Source organism: Streptomyces sp. NPDC001027 (assembly GCF_040299045.1).
Lineage (GTDB): Bacteria > Actinomycetota > Actinomycetes > Streptomycetales > Streptomycetaceae > Streptomyces.
Window position 1 is genome coordinate 55,289 of record NZ_JBEPBI010000003.1, and the last position, 18,946, is coordinate 74,234.

14 protein-coding genes are annotated in these 18,946 nt (G+C 72.8%); 10 read left to right on the forward strand and 4 right to left on the reverse strand.

All coding sequences use genetic code 11. The features are described 5' to 3' along the window. Nucleotides 1-114 precede the first annotated feature (114 nt). The 3 genes from ABT300_RS02100 to ABT300_RS02110 all read right to left on the reverse strand — a co-directional run bounded on the left by ABT300_RS02100 (nucleotide 115) and on the right by ABT300_RS02110 (nucleotide 2,565). Entirely contained in the window at nucleotides 115-1,107 is a 993-nt protein-coding gene (locus tag ABT300_RS02100; RefSeq protein WP_351670765.1) for an aldo/keto reductase, read from the reverse strand. Nucleotides 1,108-1,174: 67 nt separating this feature from the next. Then, nucleotides 1,175-1,771: a Uma2 family endonuclease gene (locus ABT300_RS02105; protein WP_351670768.1), complete on the reverse strand. Its 597-nt coding sequence runs from the start codon at nucleotides 1,769-1,771 to the stop codon at nucleotides 1,175-1,177. Nucleotides 1,772-1,890: 119 nt separating this feature from the next. Beyond that, nucleotides 1,891-2,565 carry an SGNH/GDSL hydrolase family protein gene (locus tag ABT300_RS02110; protein WP_351670771.1) on the reverse strand — a complete coding sequence of 225 codons (675 nt, stop codon included), beginning with the start codon at nucleotides 2,563-2,565 and terminating at the stop codon, nucleotides 1,891-1,893. 111 nt (nucleotides 2,566-2,676) lie between these two features. Here ABT300_RS02110 and ABT300_RS02115 point away from each other — a divergent pair, with 111 nt between their 5' ends. The 3 genes from ABT300_RS02115 to ABT300_RS02125 all read left to right on the forward strand — a co-directional run bounded on the left by ABT300_RS02115 (nucleotide 2,677) and on the right by ABT300_RS02125 (nucleotide 7,332). Then, nucleotides 2,677-3,684 carry a TolB-like translocation protein gene (locus ABT300_RS02115; RefSeq protein ID WP_351670774.1) on the forward strand — a complete coding sequence of 336 codons (1,008 nt, stop codon included), beginning with the start codon at nucleotides 2,677-2,679 and terminating at the stop codon, nucleotides 3,682-3,684. A 220-nt stretch (nucleotides 3,685-3,904) separates the two neighbouring features. After that, entirely contained in the window at nucleotides 3,905-5,458 is a 1,554-nt protein-coding gene (locus ABT300_RS02120; RefSeq protein ID WP_351670777.1) for a cellulase family glycosylhydrolase, read from the forward strand. A 260-nt stretch (nucleotides 5,459-5,718) separates the two neighbouring features. Continuing rightward, the gene (locus ABT300_RS02125) at nucleotides 5,719-7,332 is read left to right on the forward strand and encodes an alpha/beta hydrolase (RefSeq protein WP_351670780.1); all 1,614 of its coding nucleotides are present in this window, start codon (nucleotides 5,719-5,721) and stop codon (nucleotides 7,330-7,332) included. 75 nt (nucleotides 7,333-7,407) lie between these two features. On the opposite strand, the gene serC is transcribed toward ABT300_RS02125, so the two are convergent. Further along, on the reverse strand, nucleotides 7,408-8,526 hold the full coding sequence (gene serC / locus ABT300_RS02130) for a phosphoserine transaminase (protein ID WP_351670783.1): 1,119 nt from the start codon (nucleotides 8,524-8,526) through the stop codon (nucleotides 7,408-7,410). A 93-nt stretch (nucleotides 8,527-8,619) separates the two neighbouring features. Between serC and ABT300_RS02135 the strand changes: the two genes are divergently transcribed. From ABT300_RS02135 to ABT300_RS02165, 7 genes are all read left to right on the forward strand, one after another. Beyond that, nucleotides 8,620-11,664 carry an FAD-binding and (Fe-S)-binding domain-containing protein gene (locus ABT300_RS02135; RefSeq protein WP_351670786.1) on the forward strand — a complete coding sequence of 1,015 codons (3,045 nt, stop codon included), beginning with the start codon at nucleotides 8,620-8,622 and terminating at the stop codon, nucleotides 11,662-11,664. A gap of 121 nt (nucleotides 11,665-11,785) precedes the next feature. Next, entirely contained in the window at nucleotides 11,786-12,910 is a 1,125-nt protein-coding gene (locus ABT300_RS02140) for a lipid II:glycine glycyltransferase FemX (RefSeq protein WP_351670789.1), read from the forward strand. 171 nt (nucleotides 12,911-13,081) lie between these two features. Beyond that, entirely contained in the window at nucleotides 13,082-14,080 is a 999-nt protein-coding gene (locus ABT300_RS02145) for an EamA family transporter (RefSeq protein WP_351670791.1), read from the forward strand. A gap of 112 nt (nucleotides 14,081-14,192) precedes the next feature. Further along, the gene (locus ABT300_RS02150; RefSeq protein ID WP_351670794.1) at nucleotides 14,193-14,633 is read left to right on the forward strand and encodes a hypothetical protein; all 441 of its coding nucleotides are present in this window, start codon (nucleotides 14,193-14,195) and stop codon (nucleotides 14,631-14,633) included. Between the two features lie 228 nt (nucleotides 14,634-14,861). Continuing rightward, a complete protein-coding gene (locus ABT300_RS02155) occupies nucleotides 14,862-15,656 on the forward strand; it encodes a TIGR03084 family metal-binding protein (protein ID WP_351670797.1) in 795 nt (264 codons plus the stop codon). Next, nucleotides 15,653-17,347, forward strand: coding sequence for an acyclic terpene utilization AtuA family protein (locus tag ABT300_RS02160; protein WP_351670800.1), 1,695 nt, complete (start codon nucleotides 15,653-15,655; stop codon nucleotides 17,345-17,347). The genes ABT300_RS02155 and ABT300_RS02160 overlap by 4 nt, the downstream gene beginning before the upstream one ends. After that, nucleotides 17,344-18,942, forward strand: a complete 1,599-nt coding sequence (locus ABT300_RS02165) for an acyl-CoA carboxylase subunit beta (RefSeq protein WP_351670803.1) — start codon at nucleotides 17,344-17,346, stop codon at nucleotides 18,940-18,942. The genes ABT300_RS02160 and ABT300_RS02165 overlap by 4 nt, the downstream gene beginning before the upstream one ends. The last annotated feature ends 4 nt before the right edge of the window (nucleotides 18,943-18,946 follow it).

Sequence of the window (18,946 nt, forward strand, 5' to 3'; positions counted from 1 at the left end):
GCGGTGGCGGCGGCCGTCGGAAAGTGACCTGAGCGATCTCGGGCCGACTGCCCGACGGCGGCCGCCGTCATCGTGTCCGCCGTGCCGGTGCCGGTGCCGGCGCGGGGCCGCCCGCTACCAGGCGAAGGCCTCCGGGGACGGCCCCGGGCCCGGGAAGATCTCCTCGAGTCCGGACAGCAGCTCCTCGCCCAGCTCCAGTTCGACCGCGCGCAGCGCCGAGTCGAGCTGCTCCGCGGTGCGCGGGCCGACGATCGGTCCCGTCACGCCGGGCCGCGTGAGCAGCCAGGCCAGCGCGGCCTCGCCGGGCTCGACGCCGTGCTTGTCGAGCAGGTCCTCGTAGGCCTGGATCTGCGCGCGCGTCCCGGTGTCGGCGAGGGCGTCGGCGGCCCGCCCGGAGGCGCGGCGGCCGCCCTCGGCCTGCTTCTTGACGATCCCGCCCAGCAGTCCGCCGTGCAGCGGCGACCAGGGGATGACTCCGAGGCCGTACTCCTGCGCGGCCGGGATCACCTCCATCTCGGCGCGCCGCTCGGCCAGGTTGTACAGGCACTGCTCGCTGACGAGCCCGATCGTGCCGCCGCGCCGGCCGGCGGTCTCGTTGGCCTGGGCGATCTTGTAGCCGGGGAAGTTGGACGATCCGGCGTACAGGATCTTGCCCTGCTGCACGAGCACGTCGATCGCCTGCCAGATCTCGTCGAACGGCGTCGACCGGTCGATGTGGTGGAACTGGTAGAGGTCGATGCGGTCGGTCTGCAGCCGCTTGAGGCTGGCGTCCACGGCCCGCCGGATGTTCAGCGCGGAGAGCTTGTCGTGGTTGGGCCAGGCGTCGCCGTCGGCGGCCATGTTCGCGTACACCTTGGTGGCGAGGACGACCTTGTCGCGCCGGTCGCCGCCCTTCGCGAACCAGTTGCCGATGATCGATTCCGTACGGCCCTTGTTCTCGCCCCAGCCGTACACATTCGCGGTGTCGAAGAAGTTGATGCCCGCGCCGAGCGCCGCGTCCATGATGGCGTGGCTGTCGGCTTCGTCGGTCTGCGGGCCGAAGTTCATGGTGCCGAGGACGAGGCGGCTGACCTGGAGTCCGGTACGTCCGAGCTGCGTGTACTTCATGGAACTCAAGCCAACGTCTTGGAGTGCGCTCGATGCAAGGGGGACCGGCCGGGGGGAGGGGGGCGGGTCAGTCGCGCGGGAAGTCGTCGGTCTTGAGGGTGAGGCCGACCACCGTCCCGGTGAGGTCGACGTCGGTTCCGTAGGCGACGCGCAGCTCACTGCGGTAGTCACCGTCCTTGGGCTCGGTGTAGACGGTGCACCTGCCCTTGTAGGGGTCGGCGATGAGGTAGACGGGCACCTCGGCGACCGCGTAGGCGGTCTTCTTGGGGCCGTAGTCGTTCGGCGCCGTCCCCCTCGAGACGACCTCTGCGACGAACTCGATGTCGCCGTACTGCCAGCGGCCTTCCGCGTTCTTCGTCGCGCCGTCGCGGAACTTGGCCACGTCGGGGCAGAAGCCGTTCTGCTGACCGGGGAAGTCGACCCGGACATCGGAGAAGATCCGCGCGTGCCGCCTTCCGAAGCGGTCCTCGAGAGCCCAGAGGAGCTCACGGATGGTCTCCCAGTGAATGTCCCGCTGCGGAGTCATGTAGACGTCGCCCCCGACGATCTCGACCTTGTATCCCTCGGGGACGGGCAGTCGCTCAAGACGCTCGAACCATTCGTCCAAGCGCTCGGTGTTCTCGTCGGCCATGGCGATCTCGATCCTGTCTTCCAGGATGGTCATCTGGCGCTCCTCCCCGGCTGCCCCTCATGTACGGGTGCCGCCGCACAGTACAACGATACGCACGGTGACCAGGTCACGGCGTGGCGCGCATATGCCAGAAGTGGGCGAGGGCGCGATCCTCAGTCCGTGTACTCCCCGCCCAGCTCCCACCCCTGGTGCATCGCCTCCGCGAAGGCCTCCGCCAGACGGTGTTCGCCGCTCGCGTTCGGGTGGGTCCCGTCGTAGGTGTCGGTGTCGATGTCCCACGCCGGGGGGATCGAGGCCAGGAGGACGGGGGAGTTCCGTTCGTCCAGGTCGGCGGCGGTCTTCGCGAGGAGCTCGTTGAAGAGGGTGACCTGCGCGGCGAAGGGCTCGTCGTTCGCGGCGCGGACGTTGGGGATGACCGGCAGCCACACCATGGCGATCCTGGGGTTCGCGGCACGGGCCTCGGCCACGAAGGCGCGCGCGTTCGCCGCCGTCTGCTCGGCGTTCGTGTAGAAGCCCAGGTCGATGAGGCCGAGCGAGACCAGCAGCACGTCCGCCCGCGTCGTGCGCACCGCGTCGTTGATCAGCGGGGCCATCTGCTGCCAGCCCTCGCCCCAGCCCGCCAGATGGCCCCGCGGGAAGTCGGGGTCGGCGTAGGCGTACGACGTGGGCGCGTCCGTCGCCTTGTCGTAGAGCGTCTCGCGCGGGCCGACCAGGGTGAACGGGCCCCCGTACGTTGCGCACAGGTGCCGCCACATGCGGTAGCGCCACGTGTGGTCGCCCGTGCTGCCGATCGTCATCGAGTCGCCTACGGGCATCAACCTGAGCATCCGCTCATGATGCTGGATCACGGCGTCGAGCGGGGGCGCGCAGAGCGGCCCCGGGGTGTGAGGCCTGCCACGGAGCCTCGAACGACGGTGCGGGATGGCAGGCTTGTGGGCATGCGCCGATCTTTCGCCGTCCGGGCCGCGGCCCTGCTCACCCCCGTCCTGCTCTCGGGCGCCTTCACCGTGCTCGCCGCGCCCGCCGCGTCCGCGGCCGACGGCGACAAGGGCTTCACCCTCGAGGACCCGCGCATCACCGAGTCCAGCGGGCTCGCCGCCTCCCGTCAGCACCCCGGGATCTACTGGACCCACAACGACAGCGACGACGGCCCCTACCTCTACGCCGTCGACAGCGCGACCGGGAAGACCGTCGCCCGCATCACCCTGACCGGCGTCGGCACGCCCCGTGACGTCGAGGCGATCTCCATCGGCCCGGGCGGCGAGATCTGGGTCGGCGACATCGGCGACAACCTCGGCGGCACCTGGAAGTACGTGTGGATCTACCGGCTGCCCGAGCCGAAGAAGCTGGTCGACCAGACCGTGAAGGCCACGCAGTACGTCGTGAAGTACTCCGACGGCCCGCGCGACGCCGAGTCGCTGCTCGTGCACCCGAAGACCGGGCGGGTCTACATCATCGACAAGAAGGAGGACGGCGGGCACCTCTACGAGGGACCGGCGAAGCTCTCCGCCTCCGGGGCGAACGTCTTCAGGCCCCTCGCCCCCGTCGACCTGTGGGCCACCGACGCCGCCTTCTCCCCGGACGGCTCCCAGCTCGCCGTCCGCGGCTACTTCGGCGGCATCTCCTACGCCTGGAACGGCGGGAAGATCAAGCGCGAGGGGCGGCTCGACGTGCCGCTGCAAGGGCAGGGCGAGTCGGTGAGCTACTCCGCGGACGGCTCCAAGCTGATGTACGGGAGCGAGGGCGCCGGCAGCTCGGTGGTGGCGGAGGACGCTCCCGCGGGGGCCTCGTCCGGCTCCAAGTCGCCTTCCCGGGGCGGGGGTTCGAGCGCCTCCGGCGACGGCGGGGGCTCCTCGGCCACGGGCGGGGTCAAGGTCGGCGCGCTCGCCGCCGCCGCTGTCTGCGCCGTCTTCCTCGGCCTGCGCCGGCTGCGGCGCCGACGCTGAGGGCGTGCGGGTGCTGACGGCGCTGGCGGCGTGCCTGTGCTGAGGGCGTGCCTGTGCTGAGGGCGCGAGGAGGATGAGGGGAGGGCGGCGAGCCGCTCCGCGCGAAGAGGTCGCCGTACTTCTTGACGTGGTCATGGTGTGTCAGTTTCCTGGGAGTGCGCGGCCGATGGGAGCGCTCCCATTCGTTCCGGGCCCGCGCCTCCCGAGAGGAAGCAGCGAGATGTTCCGCAACAGCTTGCGAAAAGTGCTGTGCGGTGTTGCCGCCGCGCTTTTGATACCGCTGGGCGCCGGCTCCGCCGGGGCGGCGATCGATTCCGGCGCGACCGGCGTCTCCGGTGCGGCCGGGGTGCGCGCGGCCGACGCCGGAGCCGGTTACTGGCATACCAGCGGCCGCCAGATCCTCGACGCCGCCGGGCAGCCGGTACGGATCGCCGGGATCAACTGGTTCGGTTTCGAGACCGGCAACTACGTCGTGCACGGCCTCTGGTCCCGTGACTACAAGAGCATGATCGACCAGATGAAGTCGCTGGGCTACAACACGATCCGCATCCCGTACAGCGACGACGTCTTCAAGAGCTCGACCGTCCCCAACAGCATCGACTTCAGCAGCGGCAAGAACGCCGGGCTCCAGGGCCTCAACTCGCTCCAGGTCCTGGACAAGCTCGTCGCGTACGCCGGGCAGGACGGCCTCAAGGTCATCCTCGACCGGCACCGGCCGGACTCCGGGGGGCAGTCGGCCCTCTGGTACACGGCGGCCGTCCCCGAGTCGACGTGGATCGCCAACCTCAAGGCCTTCGCGGCCCGTTACAAGGGCCAGGACGCGGTCGTCGGCATCGATCTGCACAACGAGCCGCACGATCCCGCCTGCTGGGGCTGCGGGGACGTGGCGACGGACTGGCGGCTGGCCGCGCAGCGGGCCGGGAACGCGGTCCTGTCGGTCAACCCCGACCTGCTGATCTTCGTCGAGGGCGTGCAGACGTTCAACGGGGTGTCCGGCTGGTGGGGCGGCAACCTGATGGGCGTCGGCCAGTACCCGGTGCAGCTCGACGTGGCGAACCGGGTCGTCTACTCGGCCCACGACTACGCGACGAGCGTCGCCCAGCAGAGCTGGTTCAGCGATCCGGCGTTCCCGGCGAACATGCCCGGGATCTGGGACAAGTACTGGGGCTACATCTTCAAGCAGAACATCGCGCCGGTGTGGGTGGGCGAGTTCGGCACCACGCTCCAGGCCACGGTGGACCAGAAGTGGCTGGCGGCGCTGGTGAGTTACCTGCGTCCGACCTCGACGGCCGGCGCGGACTCCTTCCACTGGACCTTCTGGTCGTGGAACCCCAACTCCGGTGACACGGGCGGCATCCTGAAGGACGACTGGCAGACCGTGGACACCGTGAAGGACGGCTATCTGGCGAGCGTCAAGGCGCCCGGCTTCCCCGGCGGCGGGGGCGGCGGGGGCGGCGGGGGCGGCGGAAGCACGGCCGAGTGCAGCGCCGCCTACACCGTCAGCAGCGACTGGGGCGGCGGCTTCAACGCCGAGGTGAAGGTCACCAACACCGGGACCAAGGCTCTGTCGTCCTGGAAGGTCACCTGGACCTGGAGCGGCGCGCAGCGGGTGACGAACATGTGGAACGCCTCGTACACCCAGAGCGGTGCGACGGTGACCGCGTCCAACGCCGCGCACAACGGCACGGTGGCGGCGGGCGGTTCGACGAGCCTCGGCTTCGGCGGAGCGCCGGGGGGCGCGGGTGCGCCGAGTGTGAGCTGCACGGCGACGTGAGAGCGGGGCGCCCGGCGAGGTGTTCGCCGGGCGTCCGGGCCGCCGTCGCGGCGACGAGCCGTACGGCGTCGACGTCAGGCCCGGAGCGGCCGGTGAGGGGCCGATGAGGGGCCTGTGAGGGGCCTGTGAGGGGCCCGTGAAGCAAACGAGTTCAAAAAATGTCGGTCGAAACGCTTCTTGCGGCCGGGCTTCTTCGGAAGGATCCCGCGGGGACCGTGAACCTTCCGGTCCGCTGAACCCCCTTGCCGTGAAGGAACTTCATGAGAAGAAGCACAGCCGTACTGTGCGGCGCGACCGTCGTGCTGGCCGGGAGCCTCACGGCCGTCCCGGCCCGGGCCACGACGTCGCAGTCCGCGCAGGCCGCCCAGGCAGCAGCCCGGGCGACGAGTGTGACCTGGAAGAAGTGCGCCACGGACGACGCCCCGACCCTGCAGTGCGCGTCGGTGAAGGTGCCGCTCGACTACGCCAAGCCGCAGGGCCGGAAGATAACCCTGGCCCTGTCCCGTGTCCCGCACACCGCGCGCAAGTACCAGGGCCCGTTGCTGGTCAACCCCGGCGGCCCCGGGGGCAGCGGTCTGTCCCTCGCCCCGTTCGTCGCGTCCTCGCTGCCGAAGGCGGTCGCGTCCCAGTACGACGTCATCGGCTTCGACCCGCGGGGCGTGGGCAAGAGCCAGCCCGCCCTGGACTGCAAGCCGGGCTACTTCAACCCGGTCCGCCCGGACTCAGTGCCGCGCACCGCCGCGATCGAGAAGGCCAACCTCTCGCGCGCGAGGGCCTTCGCCAAGGCCTGCGGGACGAAGTACGCGTCCGTCCTGCCGTACATCAACACGGTCAACGCCGTGAAGGACATGGACGCGATCCGCAAGGCGCTCGGCGCCCAGAAGATCAACTACTTCGGCTACTCGTACGGCACGTACCTGGGCCAGGTCTACGCCAAGCTCTACCCGACCCGGGTGCGCCGCCTGGTGCTGGACTCGATCGTCGACCCCGGCGGGGTCTGGTACGACGCCAACATCTCGCAGGACTACGCCTTCGACGCCCGCCAGAAGGCGCTGATGGCGTGGATCGCCAAGTACAACGGCACGTACAAGCTCGGCACGGACCCGGCCAAGATCGAGGCCAAGTGGTACGCGATGCGCGCGGCGCTCGCCAAGCACCCGGCCGGCGGCAAGGTGGGCGCCTCCGAGCTGGAGGACACCTTCATCCCCGGCGGGTACTACAACGGCTACTGGCCCACCCTCGCCACGGCGTTCGCCGCGTACGCGAACGGCGGGAACGCCGCCCTGCTCGTCAAGGCGTACGAGAGCATCGCCGCGATCGACGCCTCCGGCGACAACGGTTACAGCGTCTACACCGCCGTGCAGTGCCGTGACGTCTCCTGGCCGCGCGACTGGAACCAGTGGCGCAAGGACAACTGGGCCGTGTACAAGAAGGCGCCGTTCATGGCCTGGAACAACGCCTGGTACAACGCGCCCTGCGCCTACTGGCCCACGAAGACGTTGAAGCCGGTGAGCGTCGCCAACAGCAAGCTCCCGCCGGTGCTGCTGTTCCAGGCGACGAACGACGCGGCCACCCCCTACCAGGGCGGCGTCGCCGTGCACCGTCTGCTCAAGCACTCCAGCCTGGTGGTGGAGCAGGGCGGCGGCAACCACGGCATCACGCTGAGCGGCAACGCCTGCCTGGACGAGTACCTGGCCAGGTACCTCACCGACGGCACCGTGCCGCGCGGCTCCGGGGTGGCCGACGCGGTCTGCAAGAAGACCGCCGACCCCCAGCCGGCCGCTGCGGCGCGGTCCGCCCTGGCAGCGGGTCAGCAGTCGGCCGCCGCGGGCTCCGGCGACGCCCTGCACCGCATGATCGGCGTGCGCGGCTGAGCGGCCTGCCGCTGAGCTGAACGCGAAGGGCGCCCGGTGCGGTCACCGGGCGCCCTTCCTGCGTGTGCGCAGCGGCTACAGCTTCTCGATGACGTAGTCGACGCACTTCGTCAGGGCCTCGACGTCCGACGGGTCGATCGCCGGGAACATCGCGACGCGCAGCTGGTTGCGGCCGAGCTTGCGGTAGGGCTCGGTGTCGACGATGCCGTTGGCGCGCAGCGCCTTGGCGACGGCGGCCGCGTCCACGTCGTCGGTGAAGTCGATCGTGCCGATCACCTGGGAGCGCTTGGCCGGGTCGGTGACGAACGGAGTGGCGTGCTTCGACTCCTCGGCCCAGCCGTAGAGGCGGCCGGCGGAGTCCTTGGTGCGGGCCGTGGACCAGGAGAGGCCGCCCTGGCCGTTGATCCACTCCAGCTGCTGGTTGAGCAGGAACAGGGTGGCCAGCGCCGGGGTGTTGTACGTCTGGTTCTTCCGGGAGTTGTCGATCGCCGTCGGCAGGCTGAAGAACTCCGGGATGTGGCGGCCGGACGCGTGGATCCGCTCGGCGCGCTCGATTGCGGCCGGGGAGAACACGCCGATCCACAGGCCGCCGTCGGAGGCGAAGGACTTCTGCGGGGCGAAGTAGTAGACGTCCGTCTCGGCGATGTCGACCGGCAGGCCGCCGGCGCCGGAGGTGGCGTCCACCAGGACGAGGGAGCCCTCGTCGGCGCCCTGGACGCGCCGGAGCGGGGCGGCGACGCCGGTGGACGTCTCGTTGTGCGTGAACGCGTACACGTCGACGCCCGCCTCGGCGGCCGGCTCGGGGTGGGTGCCCGGGTCGGAGGAGATCACGGTGGGCTCGGCCAGCCAGGGGGCGAGCTTCGCGGCCTTCGCGAACTTCGAGCTGAACTCGCCGAACGTGAGGTGCTGCGACTTGTTCTCGATCAGACCGTGGGTCGCGACGTCCCAGAACGCGGTCGAGCCGCCGTTGCCCAGGATCACCTCGTACCCGTCCGGGAGCTGGAACAGCTCGGTGATGCCCGCGCGCACCTGGCCGACCAGGTTCTTCACCGGGGCCTGGCGGTGGGAGGTGCCGAGGAGGGACGTGCCGGTGGCGGCCAGGGCGTCCAGCGCCTCCACCCGCACTTTGGAGGGGCCCGCGCCGAATCGACCGTCGGCGGGCTTGATGTCAGCAGGAATCTGGATCTCAGCCACGGAAAGGAGGTTAGCCGGTGCGGGAAACCCAGGTGAAACGTCGTCCGTCGGATGAGACGGGTCTTCGGCGCGTCGTTTTGGTTTGCTGGAGGCATGACGGATCTCCAGGACCTCGAGAGGGAGCTGCGGCGGCTCGTCCGCGGGGACGTGGATTTCGGGGTGACGGCCCGGGCGCTGGTCACCATGGACGCGTCCAACTACCGGCGTGTCCCGCTCGGCGTCGTCGCGCCGCGGGACGCCGACGACGTGGCGGCCGTCCTGGAGGCGTGCCGGTCGCACGGGGCGCCGGTCGTCGCGCGCGGCGGCGGCACGTCCATCGCGGGGCAGGCGACGGGGACGGGCGTGGTGCTGGACTTCACCCGGCACATGAACCGGCTGGTCTCGTTGGACGCGGGGGCGCGCACGGCCGTCGTGCAGCCGGGGCTGGTGCTCGACCGGTTGCAGGAGGCCGCGGCCCCGCACGGGCTGCGCTTCGGCCCCGACCCGTCCACGCACAGCCGGTGCACGCTCGGCGGGATGATCGGCAACAACGCGTGCGGGTCCCATTCGGTGGCCTGGGGGACCACGGCGGACAGCGTGCGCGAACTGTCGGTGCTCACCGCGCGCGGTGAGCGGCTGCGGCTCGGGCCGGGGTGGGCGGGGGCGCCGGACGGGCTGCGGGCGCTGGTGGAGGGGGACCTCGCGCGGCTGCGGACCGGTTTCCCGGACCTGCCCCGCCGGATCTCCGGTTACGCCCTGGACGCGCTGCTGCCGGAGAACGGCGCGGACGTCGCCCGTTCGTTCTGCGGCTCCGAAGGCACCCTGGGCCTGCTGACGGAGGCGGTCGTCGCTCTCGTCGAGGCGCCACGCGCGCGTGCGCTCGCGGTGCTCGGGTACGCCGACGAGGGCGCCGCCGCCGAGGCCGCGGCCGGGCTGCTGCCGTTCGGGCCGCTCACGGTGGAGGGCATGGCGGCCGACCTGGTGCCGCCGGCGGCGGCGGTCGACCTGCCGCGGGGCGGCGCCTGGCTGTTCGTGGAGACCGGCGGCGAGTCGGCGGACGAGGCACACGCGCGTGCCCGGACGATCCTGCGCGCGGCGGACGCCCTGGACGCGCGGGTGGTGACGGACCCGGCCGGGCAGCGGGCGCTGTGGCGGGTGCGGGAGGACGCGAGCGGCGCGGCCACCCGGATGCCTGGGGGCACCTCCCAGCCCCCTGGGGCTGGGGGAAGGTCCGAGGCGTGGCCCGGCTGGGAGGACTGCGCGGTGCCGCCCGCGCGGCTCGGCGGCTATCTGCGCGACTTCCGCGGGCTGCTCGCGCGCCACGGCCTGCGCGGCACGCCGTACGGGCACTTCGGGGACGGCTGCATCCACGTCCGCATCGACTTCGACCTGTTGTCGCAGGCCGGCGTCGCCCGTTTCCGGCGCTTCTCGGAGGAGCTGGCGGAGCTGGTCGTGTCGCACGGCGGCTCGCTCTCGGGCGAGCACGGGGACGGGCAGGCGCGGGCCGAACTGCTGCCCCGGATGTACGGCACGGAGCTGGTCGCGCTGTTCGAGCGGGCGAAGGGCGTGTGGGACCCGGACGACCTGCTCAACCCCGGGATGCTGGTGCGTCCCGCGCCTCTCGACGGCAACCTGCGCTTCTCCGTCCTGCCCCGCGAGCCGGTGGACGTGGCGTTCGGATACCCGTCCGACGGCGGCGACTTCGCGGCGGCGGTGCGCCGGTGCGTGGGGGTCGCGAAGTGCCGTACGACGGCGGGGGCGACGGGACCCGCGGGAGCGTCGGGCGGGGCGGCGGAGACGGGGGTGATGTGCCCGTCGTTCCGGGTCACGGGCCGCGAGGAGCACTCCACGCGCGGGCGGGCCCGGCTGCTGCACGAGATGCTGGCCGGCGAGCTGGTGACGGACGGCTGGCGCTCCACCGAGGTGCGGGACGCGCTGGACCTGTGCCTGTCCTGCAAGGGCTGTCGCTCGGACTGCCCGGTCGAGGTCGACATGGCCACCTACAAGGCGGAGTTCCTGCACCACCACTACGCGGGCCGCCGGCGCCCGGCCGCGCACTACAGCATGGGGCGGCTGCCGGTGTGGCTGCGGTGGGCGGCGCGGCTGCGGGCGGCGGCGGCCGTGAACGCGCTGGCCTCTGTGAGGCCGCTGGCCCGGCTCGCGAAGCGGGCGGCCGGGATCGCCCCGGAGCGGGCGCTTCCGCGGCTGGCGCGCGAGACCTTCAGCGCGTGGTGGCGGGGGCGTGGCGCAGGCAGCGGGCCCGGTACCGGCAGCGGGCCTGGTACCGGGAGCGGGCCCGGCCGCGGGAGCCGGGAGCCGGGCGATCTGGTCGTCCTGTGGCCCGACACCTTCACCGAGCACCTCTCGCCGTCCGTGGGCCGGGCGGCCGTCCGGGTGCTGGAGGCGGCGGGACTGCGGGTGGCGCTGCCGCCGACGCTGCGCATGCGGGGGAGGCCGGTGGGCGACGGCCGGTCCCGGAGCGCGGCCGTGCTGGCGACCGCCCGCCGCGGCCGGGTCTGCTGCGGGCTGACGTACGTCTCGACCGGCCAGCTCGACCACGCGCGCGTGGTGCTGCGCCGCACGCTCGACCTGATGGAACCGGTGCTGGAGACGGACGCTCCGGTCGTCGTCCTGGAGCCCAGCTGTGCGGCCGCCCTGCGCACCGACCTGCCCGAGCTGCTGCACGACGACCCGCGCGCGGCCCGTCTGGCGGCCCGCGTCCTCACGTTCGCGGAGGCCCTGGAACGGCACGCCCCCGACTGGGCGCCGCCCCGGCTGGACCGTCCGGCGGTCGGCCAGACCCACTGCCACCAGCACGCGGTGCTGGGCGACGCGGCCGAACGGCGGCTGCGCGCGGCCGCGGGTCTCACCGGCGACCTGAGCGGCGGCTGCTGCGGCCTGGCGGGCGACTTCGGGTTCACGGCGGGCCGCTTCGAGGTGTCGGCGGCCTGCGCGGAGGAACGGCTCCTGCCGTCCGTGCGGGCCGCCCCCGGGGACGCGCTGGTCCTGGCCGACGGCTACTCCTGCCGCACCCAGTTGGACCAGTTGGCGGGGGTGCGGGGGAGACACCTCGCGGAGGCCCTGGCGGAGGCCCTCCCGGAGGCGGCGCAGGCGGCGGCAAAGGGTCCGGACGACGAGGGGGGACCCACGCGCGGGTAGCGGCGCGGGGACACGCGGACGCGGGCTGCGTCAGGACCGCGGGAGCGCGGCGACGGGCTCCTAGGGTGTGGCCGCAGCGGTCGTACGGCCGGCTGAACGGCGCCCCGAAGGAGCCCCCCGTATGAGTCTGTGTGTCCGGTCCCTCAGTCGTGACGAGCATCTGGCGTTCGTCGCGGGACGTCCCTCCGTCAGCCATATGCAGATCCCGTCGTGGGGTGACGTGAAGCCGGACTGGCGGGCCGAGAGCCTGGGCTGGACCGACGGGACGGGCGCCCTCGTGGGGGCCGGACTGGTGCTGCTGCGGCCGTTGCCGAGGCTGCGCAGGTACCTGGCGTACCTGCCCGAGGGGCCGGTCGTCGACTGGCACGCGCCGGATCTCGCCGAGCGCTGGCTGGCGCCGATGCTCGCGCACCTCAAGGAGCGGGGGGCGTTCTCGGTGAAGATGGGCCCGCCCGTCGTCCTGCGGCGCTGGAGCGCCGACGCCGTCAAGGCCGCCGTCGCCGACCCGGACGCCCACCGGCTGGGGGACGTCGAGCCGACCTCGTACGAGCAGGGCGCCCAGGACGTCGCCGACCGGCTGCGCCGGGCCGGCTGGCGGCAGGCCGAGCGCGGCGGGGAGGAGGGATTCGCCGCGGGCCAGCCGCGTCACGTCTTCCAGGTCCCGTTCGCGGGGCGGTCCCTGGAAGACGTCCGCGGCGGCCTGAACCAGCAGTGGCGGCGCAACATCAAGAAGGCGCAGAACGCGGGCGTGAAGGTGGTCCGGGGCGAAGCCGAGGACCTGTCGGCCTTCTACGAGCTGTACGCCGAGACCGCCGAGCGCGACCGCTTCGTCCCGCGCCCGCTGTCCTACTTCCGGCGGATGTGGAGCGCGCTGAACGCCGAGCATCCCGACCGGATGCGGCTCTACCTCGCGTACCACGACGGCGAGGTCCTCGCCGCGGCCACCATGCTGACCGTCGGCGAGCACGTCTGGTACTCCTACGGCGCCTCGACCGCTCGCAGACGAGAGGTCCAGCCCAGCAACGCCTTGCAGTGGCGCATGATGGCGGACGCCCACGAGCAGGGTGCGGCCGTCTACGACCTGCGGGGGATCACGGACACGCTGGACGAGTCCGACCCTCTGCTCGGTCTGCTCCGCTTCAAGGCGGGCACGGGCGGTCAGGCGGTCGAGTATCTGGGCGAGTGGGACTTTCCCCTCAACAGGGTGCTGCACGCGGCGCTGAACCTGTACCTGGCCCGCCGATAGCCCCTGCCCGCCCCCGCCCCCTGTTCGCGCTCCCGGCCCGCGACGTCTCGTAGCCTGAGACAGAGGCATAAACAGTTCACACACCTGTCGTAGTCCACTAATGTGGACTCAGAAGTGCATCAAGATGGACGCGCCGAGCCGAAGACACCCAGCCGAACACCTGGACCGCCCGTGACCGCCCCCGACACAGCCGCCACCACCGCCACCACCGTCCCCGCCGCCTCGCCGCGGCCCTCCGGCGCCCCGGGGGCAGGCCCGGGCCGGTTCGGCTCCCTCGGCTCCCTCGGTCCCGTCGGGCTGGTGCTCGCCGGCGGGATCTCGGTGCAGTTCGGCGGCGCGCTCGCCGTGACGCTGATGCCCAGGGCCGGCGCCCTGGGCGTGGTGGCGCTGCGGCTGCTGGTGGCCGCCGTGGTCCTGCTCGTCGTCTGCCGGCCGCGGCTGCGCGGCCACTCACGCGCCGACTGGGGGACGGTCGTCGTCTTCGGCGTCACGATGGCCGCGATGAACGGCCTGTTCTACCAGGCGCTTGACCGCATCCCGCTGGGCCCGGCGGTGACGCTGGAGGTCCTCGGCCCGCTGGCCCTCTCGGTCGTCGCCTCGCGCCGCGCGCTGAACCTGGTGTGGGCCGCGCTGGCCCTCGTCGGCGTGTTCCTGCTCAGCGGCGGCGGCGGAGGCGGCGGCGGTCACGGCGAGGGCGGCGCGGGCTTCGGCGCGCTCGACCCGGCGGGCGTCGCGTTCGCCCTGGGCGCCGGCGCGATGTGGGCGGCGTACATCGTCTTCAGCGCGCGCACCGGCCGGCGGTTCCCGCAGGCCGACGGGCTCGCCCTGGCGATGGCGGTGGGCGCGCTGCTCTTCCTCCCGCTGGGGCTCGTGGAGTCGGGCGCGAAGCTCGCCGACCCGGTCACACTGGGCCTGGGCGCGGCCGTGGCCCTGCTGTCCTCGGTCCTGCCCTACACCCTCGAACTGCTCGCCCTGCGCCGCATGCCCGCGTCCACCTTCGCGATCCTGATGAGCCTGGAGCCGGCCATCGCCGCCACCGCGGGCTTCCTCATCCTCGACCAGGCCCTGACCGCGGTCCAGGCGGCCGCGATCGCCCTGGTCGTGGCGGCGAGCATGGGCGCGGTGCGGACCCAGGTCGGGCGGCGCAAGGCAGTCGTTCCGGAGGCCTGAGCGGCGGGCGCGGGCTGTGGGCGAGCGGCGCGGGAGGGCGTTGGCCGAGGCTTGACGGCGGCTTGACGCGGCCCTGGCGGAGGCCTTCGGCGTGCGGTGGCAGCATGCGCCCATGAGCACGTTCTACGAGTATTTCAGCGCCCCCGACGACGAGGCGGCGTTCACGGACCTGTTCTGGCGGCAGGTCGAGAAACGGCCTCTTTCACCCCTGTCCGTGAAGGGCCTCGGTCCGTACGTCGAACTGGGCCAGGGGCAGAGCCTGCTCACCGGTGTGCCGTACGACGAGGTCGTCCGGCTGCCGCGCTTCTGCCGGTTCCTCACCGACGAGGCGTCGGAGCAGGCGCTGGTGACCGTGACCGACGAGCTGCGGGACGCCGTCGCGACGGCGACGCCCGACCGCTTCCGCGAGGTCGCCGAGCCCTGGTCGCGCATCGAGGAGTTCTCGCCCGGCTGGTACCCGGAGGACCTGGTCGCGTTCCTGACGGATCTGGCGGAGGTGGCCGCCCCGGCGCGCGCCGCGGGGCACCACCTCTACTGCGAGTTCTCCATGTGACCCACCGCGCGTTCCTCGCGCGCCGTCGCGCGTTCCTCGTGCCGGGGAGCCGCGGATTCCTCGTGCCGGGGAGCCGCGGATTCCTCGTGCCGGGGAGCCGCGGATTCCTCGTGCCGGGGAGCCGCGCGTTCCTCGTGTGGCGCAGTCGCCGAGCGGCCGGGCGTTGACGGCGCGTTAATTCATGCAAGCACGCTTGATTGTTTTCGGCGCCGCTGCCATGCTCCCCCCATGGCCGACCCCATCCCCGTGCTCGACGACCTCCGTGCCGAAAGCGACGAACTCGACCGCTTGGTGGCCGGGTTGGAGGCGGCGCAGTGGGCGCTGCCGACGCCCGCGCCCGGCTGGACCGTCGCCCACCAGATCGCCCATCTCGCCTGGACCGACCGATCCTCCGTGCTGGCCGTGACCGACGAGGACGCCTTCTCCCGTGAGGTCGAGAAGGCGCTCGCCGCGCCCGGCGACTTCGTGGACAACGGCGCCGAGGAGGGGGCCGCCCTGCCGCCCGGGCAGCTCCTCGCGGACTGGCGGGCCGGGCGCGAGGCCTTGCAGGAGGCGTTGCGCGCCGCCCCGTCGGGTGCGCGCTTCCCCTGGTACGGCCCCCCGATGGCCGCCGCCTCGATGGCCACCGCGCGGCTCATGGAGACCTGGGCGCACGGCCTGGACGTGGCCGACGCGCTCGGCGTGGAGCCCGTGCCGACCGACCGGCTGCGGCACATCGTGCGCCTCGGCGTGCGCACCCGTGACTATGCGTTCGGCGTGCACGGGCTGCCCGCGCCCTTCGAGGAGTTCCGCGTGGAACTGCGCAGCCCCTCGGGGCAGTTGTGGACGTACGGTCCCGAGGACGCCGACGACCGGGTCACCGGCTCCGCCGTCGACTTCTGTCGCCTGGTGACCCAGCGCGCCCACCGCGCCGACCTCGGTCTGCGTGCCGAGGGCGCCGACGCCGACCGCTGGCTGGACGTCGCCCAGGCCTTCGCGGGGCCGCCCGGCAGCGGCCGTCCGCCCAAGGGGACGGCGGCGTGAGCGTGCTGCGCGTGGGCAACGCCTCCGGCTTCTACGGCGACCGCTTCGACGCCCTGCGCGAGATGCTCACCGGCGGCGAGCTGGACGTCGTCACCGGCGACTACCTCGCCGAGCTGACCATGCTGATCCTGGGCCGCGACCGGCTGAAGGATCCAGCCGCCGGATACGCCCGCACCTTCCTGCGGCAGCTCGAGGAGTGCCTCGGCCTCGCCCACGAGCGCGGGGTGCGGATCGTCGCCAACGCCGGCGGCCTCAACCCGGCCGGGCTCGCCGACGCCGTGCGGGAGACGGCGCGACGGCTCGGCGTCCCGGTGCGCGTCGCGCACGTCGAGGGAGACGACGTCGGCCCCCGGTGGCCCGGCAGCCTCACCGCCCACGCCTACCTCGGCGGCTTCGGCATCGCCGCCTGTCTGCGCGAGGGCGCGGACGTCGTCGTCACCGGGCGGGTCACCGACGCGGCCCTGGTGACCGGGCCCGCCGCCGCCCGTTTCGGCTGGGGGCCGCGGGAGTACGACCGCCTCGCGGGCGCGGTCGTCGCCGGTCACGTCCTGGAGTGCGGGACCCAGGCGACGGGCGGCAACTACGCGTTCTTCGCCGACGGCGGCGCCGGACGCGACCTGCGGCGGCCCGGCTTCCCGCTCGCCGAGATCCACGAGGACGGCAGCTGCGTCATCACCAAGCACCCCGGCACGGGCGGCTTCGTGGACGTCGGCACGGTGACCGCCCAGCTGCTGTACGAGACGGGCGGCGCCCGGTACGCCGGCCCCGACGTCACCGCCCGGCTGGACACGGTGCGGCTCACCCAGGACGGCCCGGACCGGGTGCGGATAGACGGCGTGCGGGGTGAGGCCCCGCCGCCCGACCTCAAGGTCGGCCGCACCCGCCTCGGCGGCTTCCGCAACGAGGTCGTCTTCGTGCTCACCGGCCTCGACATCGAGGCCAAGGCGGCGCTGGCGCGCGAGCAGATGACCGACGCGCTCGCCAAATCGCCCCCGGCAGAGGTCCGTTGGGAACTCGTCCGCACCGACCGGCCGGACGCCGACACCGAGGAGACCGCCGGCGCACTGCTGCGGCTCGTCGTGCGAGACCCCGAACAGGCCGTCGTCGGGCGGTCCTTGAGCGGGGCGGCCGTCGAGCTGGCGCTCGGCAGCTACCCCGGCTTCCATCTCCTCGCGCCCCCGGGCAAGGGATCCCCGTACGGCGTGTTCGAGGCGTCGTACGTCCCGCAGGGGGACGTGGAGCACGTCGCCGTCCTGCACGACGGCCGCCGTCTGACCGTCCCCGCGCCGCCGGCCGACGGCGTCCGCCCGCTGGAGGCGGCGCCGGAACCCGCTCTGCCCGAGCCGCTGCCGCCCGGCCCCGTGCGGCGCGCGCCCCTCGGACTGGTCGCCGGCGCCCGCAGCGGCGACAAGGGCGGCGACGCCAACGTCGGCGTCTGGGCGCGCACGGACGACGCCTGGCGCTGGCTCGCCCACGAGCTGACGACCGACCGGCTGCGCGAACTCCTCCCCGAGTGCCGCCCCCTGACCGTCACCCGGCACGTCCTGCCCCGGCTGCGCGCCCTGAACTTCGTCGTCGAGGGCGTCCTCGGCGCAGGCGTGGCCGCCCAGCACCGCTTCGACCCACAGGCCAAGGCGCTCGGCGAATGGCTGCGCTCCCGCTGTCTGGACATTCCGGAGGCCCTCCTTTGACGGTCATCACGTCCGCCCTGGACACCCACGGCCCCGACTACCGCGCCCACCGCGAGGCGATGCTCGGCAAGCTGGCCGGCCTCGACGCCGAGCACGCGAAGGCGCTGGCGGGGGGAGGGGAGAAGTACGTCGCCCGGCACCGCGCGCGCGGCAAGCTCCTCGCCCGCGAGCGCGTCGAGCTGCTCCTCGACCCCGACACGCCGTTCCTGGAACTGTCGCCGCTGGCCGCCTGGGGCAGCGATCACGCCGTCGGCGCCTCCCTCGTCACCGGCATCGGGGTCGTCGAGGGCGTTCAGTGCCTGATCACCGCCAACGACCCCACCGTGCGGGGCGGCGCCAGCAACCCCTGGTCGCTGAAGAAGGCACTGCGGGCCAACGACATCGCGCTCGCCAACCGGCTGCCCTGCATCAGCCTGGTGGAGTCGGGCGGCGCCGACCTGCCGTCCCAGAAGGAGATCTTCATCCCGGGCGGGGCCGTCTTCCGCGACCTGACCCGGCTCTCCGCCGCCGGGATCCCGACCGTCGCCGTCGTCTTCGGGAACTCCACCGCGGGCGGCGCGTACGTCCCCGGCATGTCCGACCACGTGATCATGGTCAAGGAGCGGGCGAAGGTGTTCCTCGGCGGGCCGCCGCTGGTGAAGATGGCCACCGGGGAGGAGAGCGACGACGAGTCCCTGGGCGGCGCGGAGATGCACGCGCGCGTGTCCGGTCTCGCCGACCACTTCGCCGTCGACGAGCGGGACGCGCTGCGCCAGGCGCGGCGCGTGGTAGCCCGCCTCAACCACCGCAAGGCGTACCCGGACCCGGGCCCGGCCGTCCCTCCCAGGTATGACGAGGAAGAGCTCCTGGGAATCGTCCCCGGGGACCTGCGGACCCCCTTCGACCCGCGCGAGGTCATCGCCCGGATCGTCGACGGCTCCGACTTCGACGAGTTCAAGCCGTTGTACGGGACGAGCCTGACGACCGGCTGGGCGACCCTGCACGGCTACCCCGTCGGCATCCTGGCGAACGCCCAGGGCGTCCTGTTCAGCGCCGAGTCGCAGAAGGCCGCCCAGTTCGTCCAGCTCGCCAACCAGCGCGACATCCCGCTGCTCTTCCTGCACAACACCACCGGCTACATGGTCGGCAAGGAGTACGAGCAGGGCGGCATCATCAAGCACGGCGCGATGATGATCAACGCGGTGTCCAACTCGAGGGTCCCGCACCTGTCGGTGCTCATGGGCGCGTCGTACGGCGCCGGCCACTACGGCATGTGCGGACGCGCCTACGACCCCCGGTTCCTGTTCGCCTGGCCGAGCGCCAAGTCGGCCGTGATGGGCCCGCAGCAGCTCGCCGGCGTCCTGTCGATCGTCGCCCGGCAGTCGGCGGCCGCGAAGGGCCACCCCTACGACGAGGACGCCGACGCCGCCCTGCGCGCCATGGTGGAGCAGCAGATCGAGTCCGAGTCGCTGCCCATGTTCCTGTCGGGGCGGCTGTACGACGACGGCGTCATCGACCCGCGCGACACCCGCACCGTCCTCGGTCTGTGCCTGTCGGCCGTGCACACGGCCCCGTACGAGGGCGCCCGCGGCGGCTTCGGCGTCTTCCGGATGTGAGGCT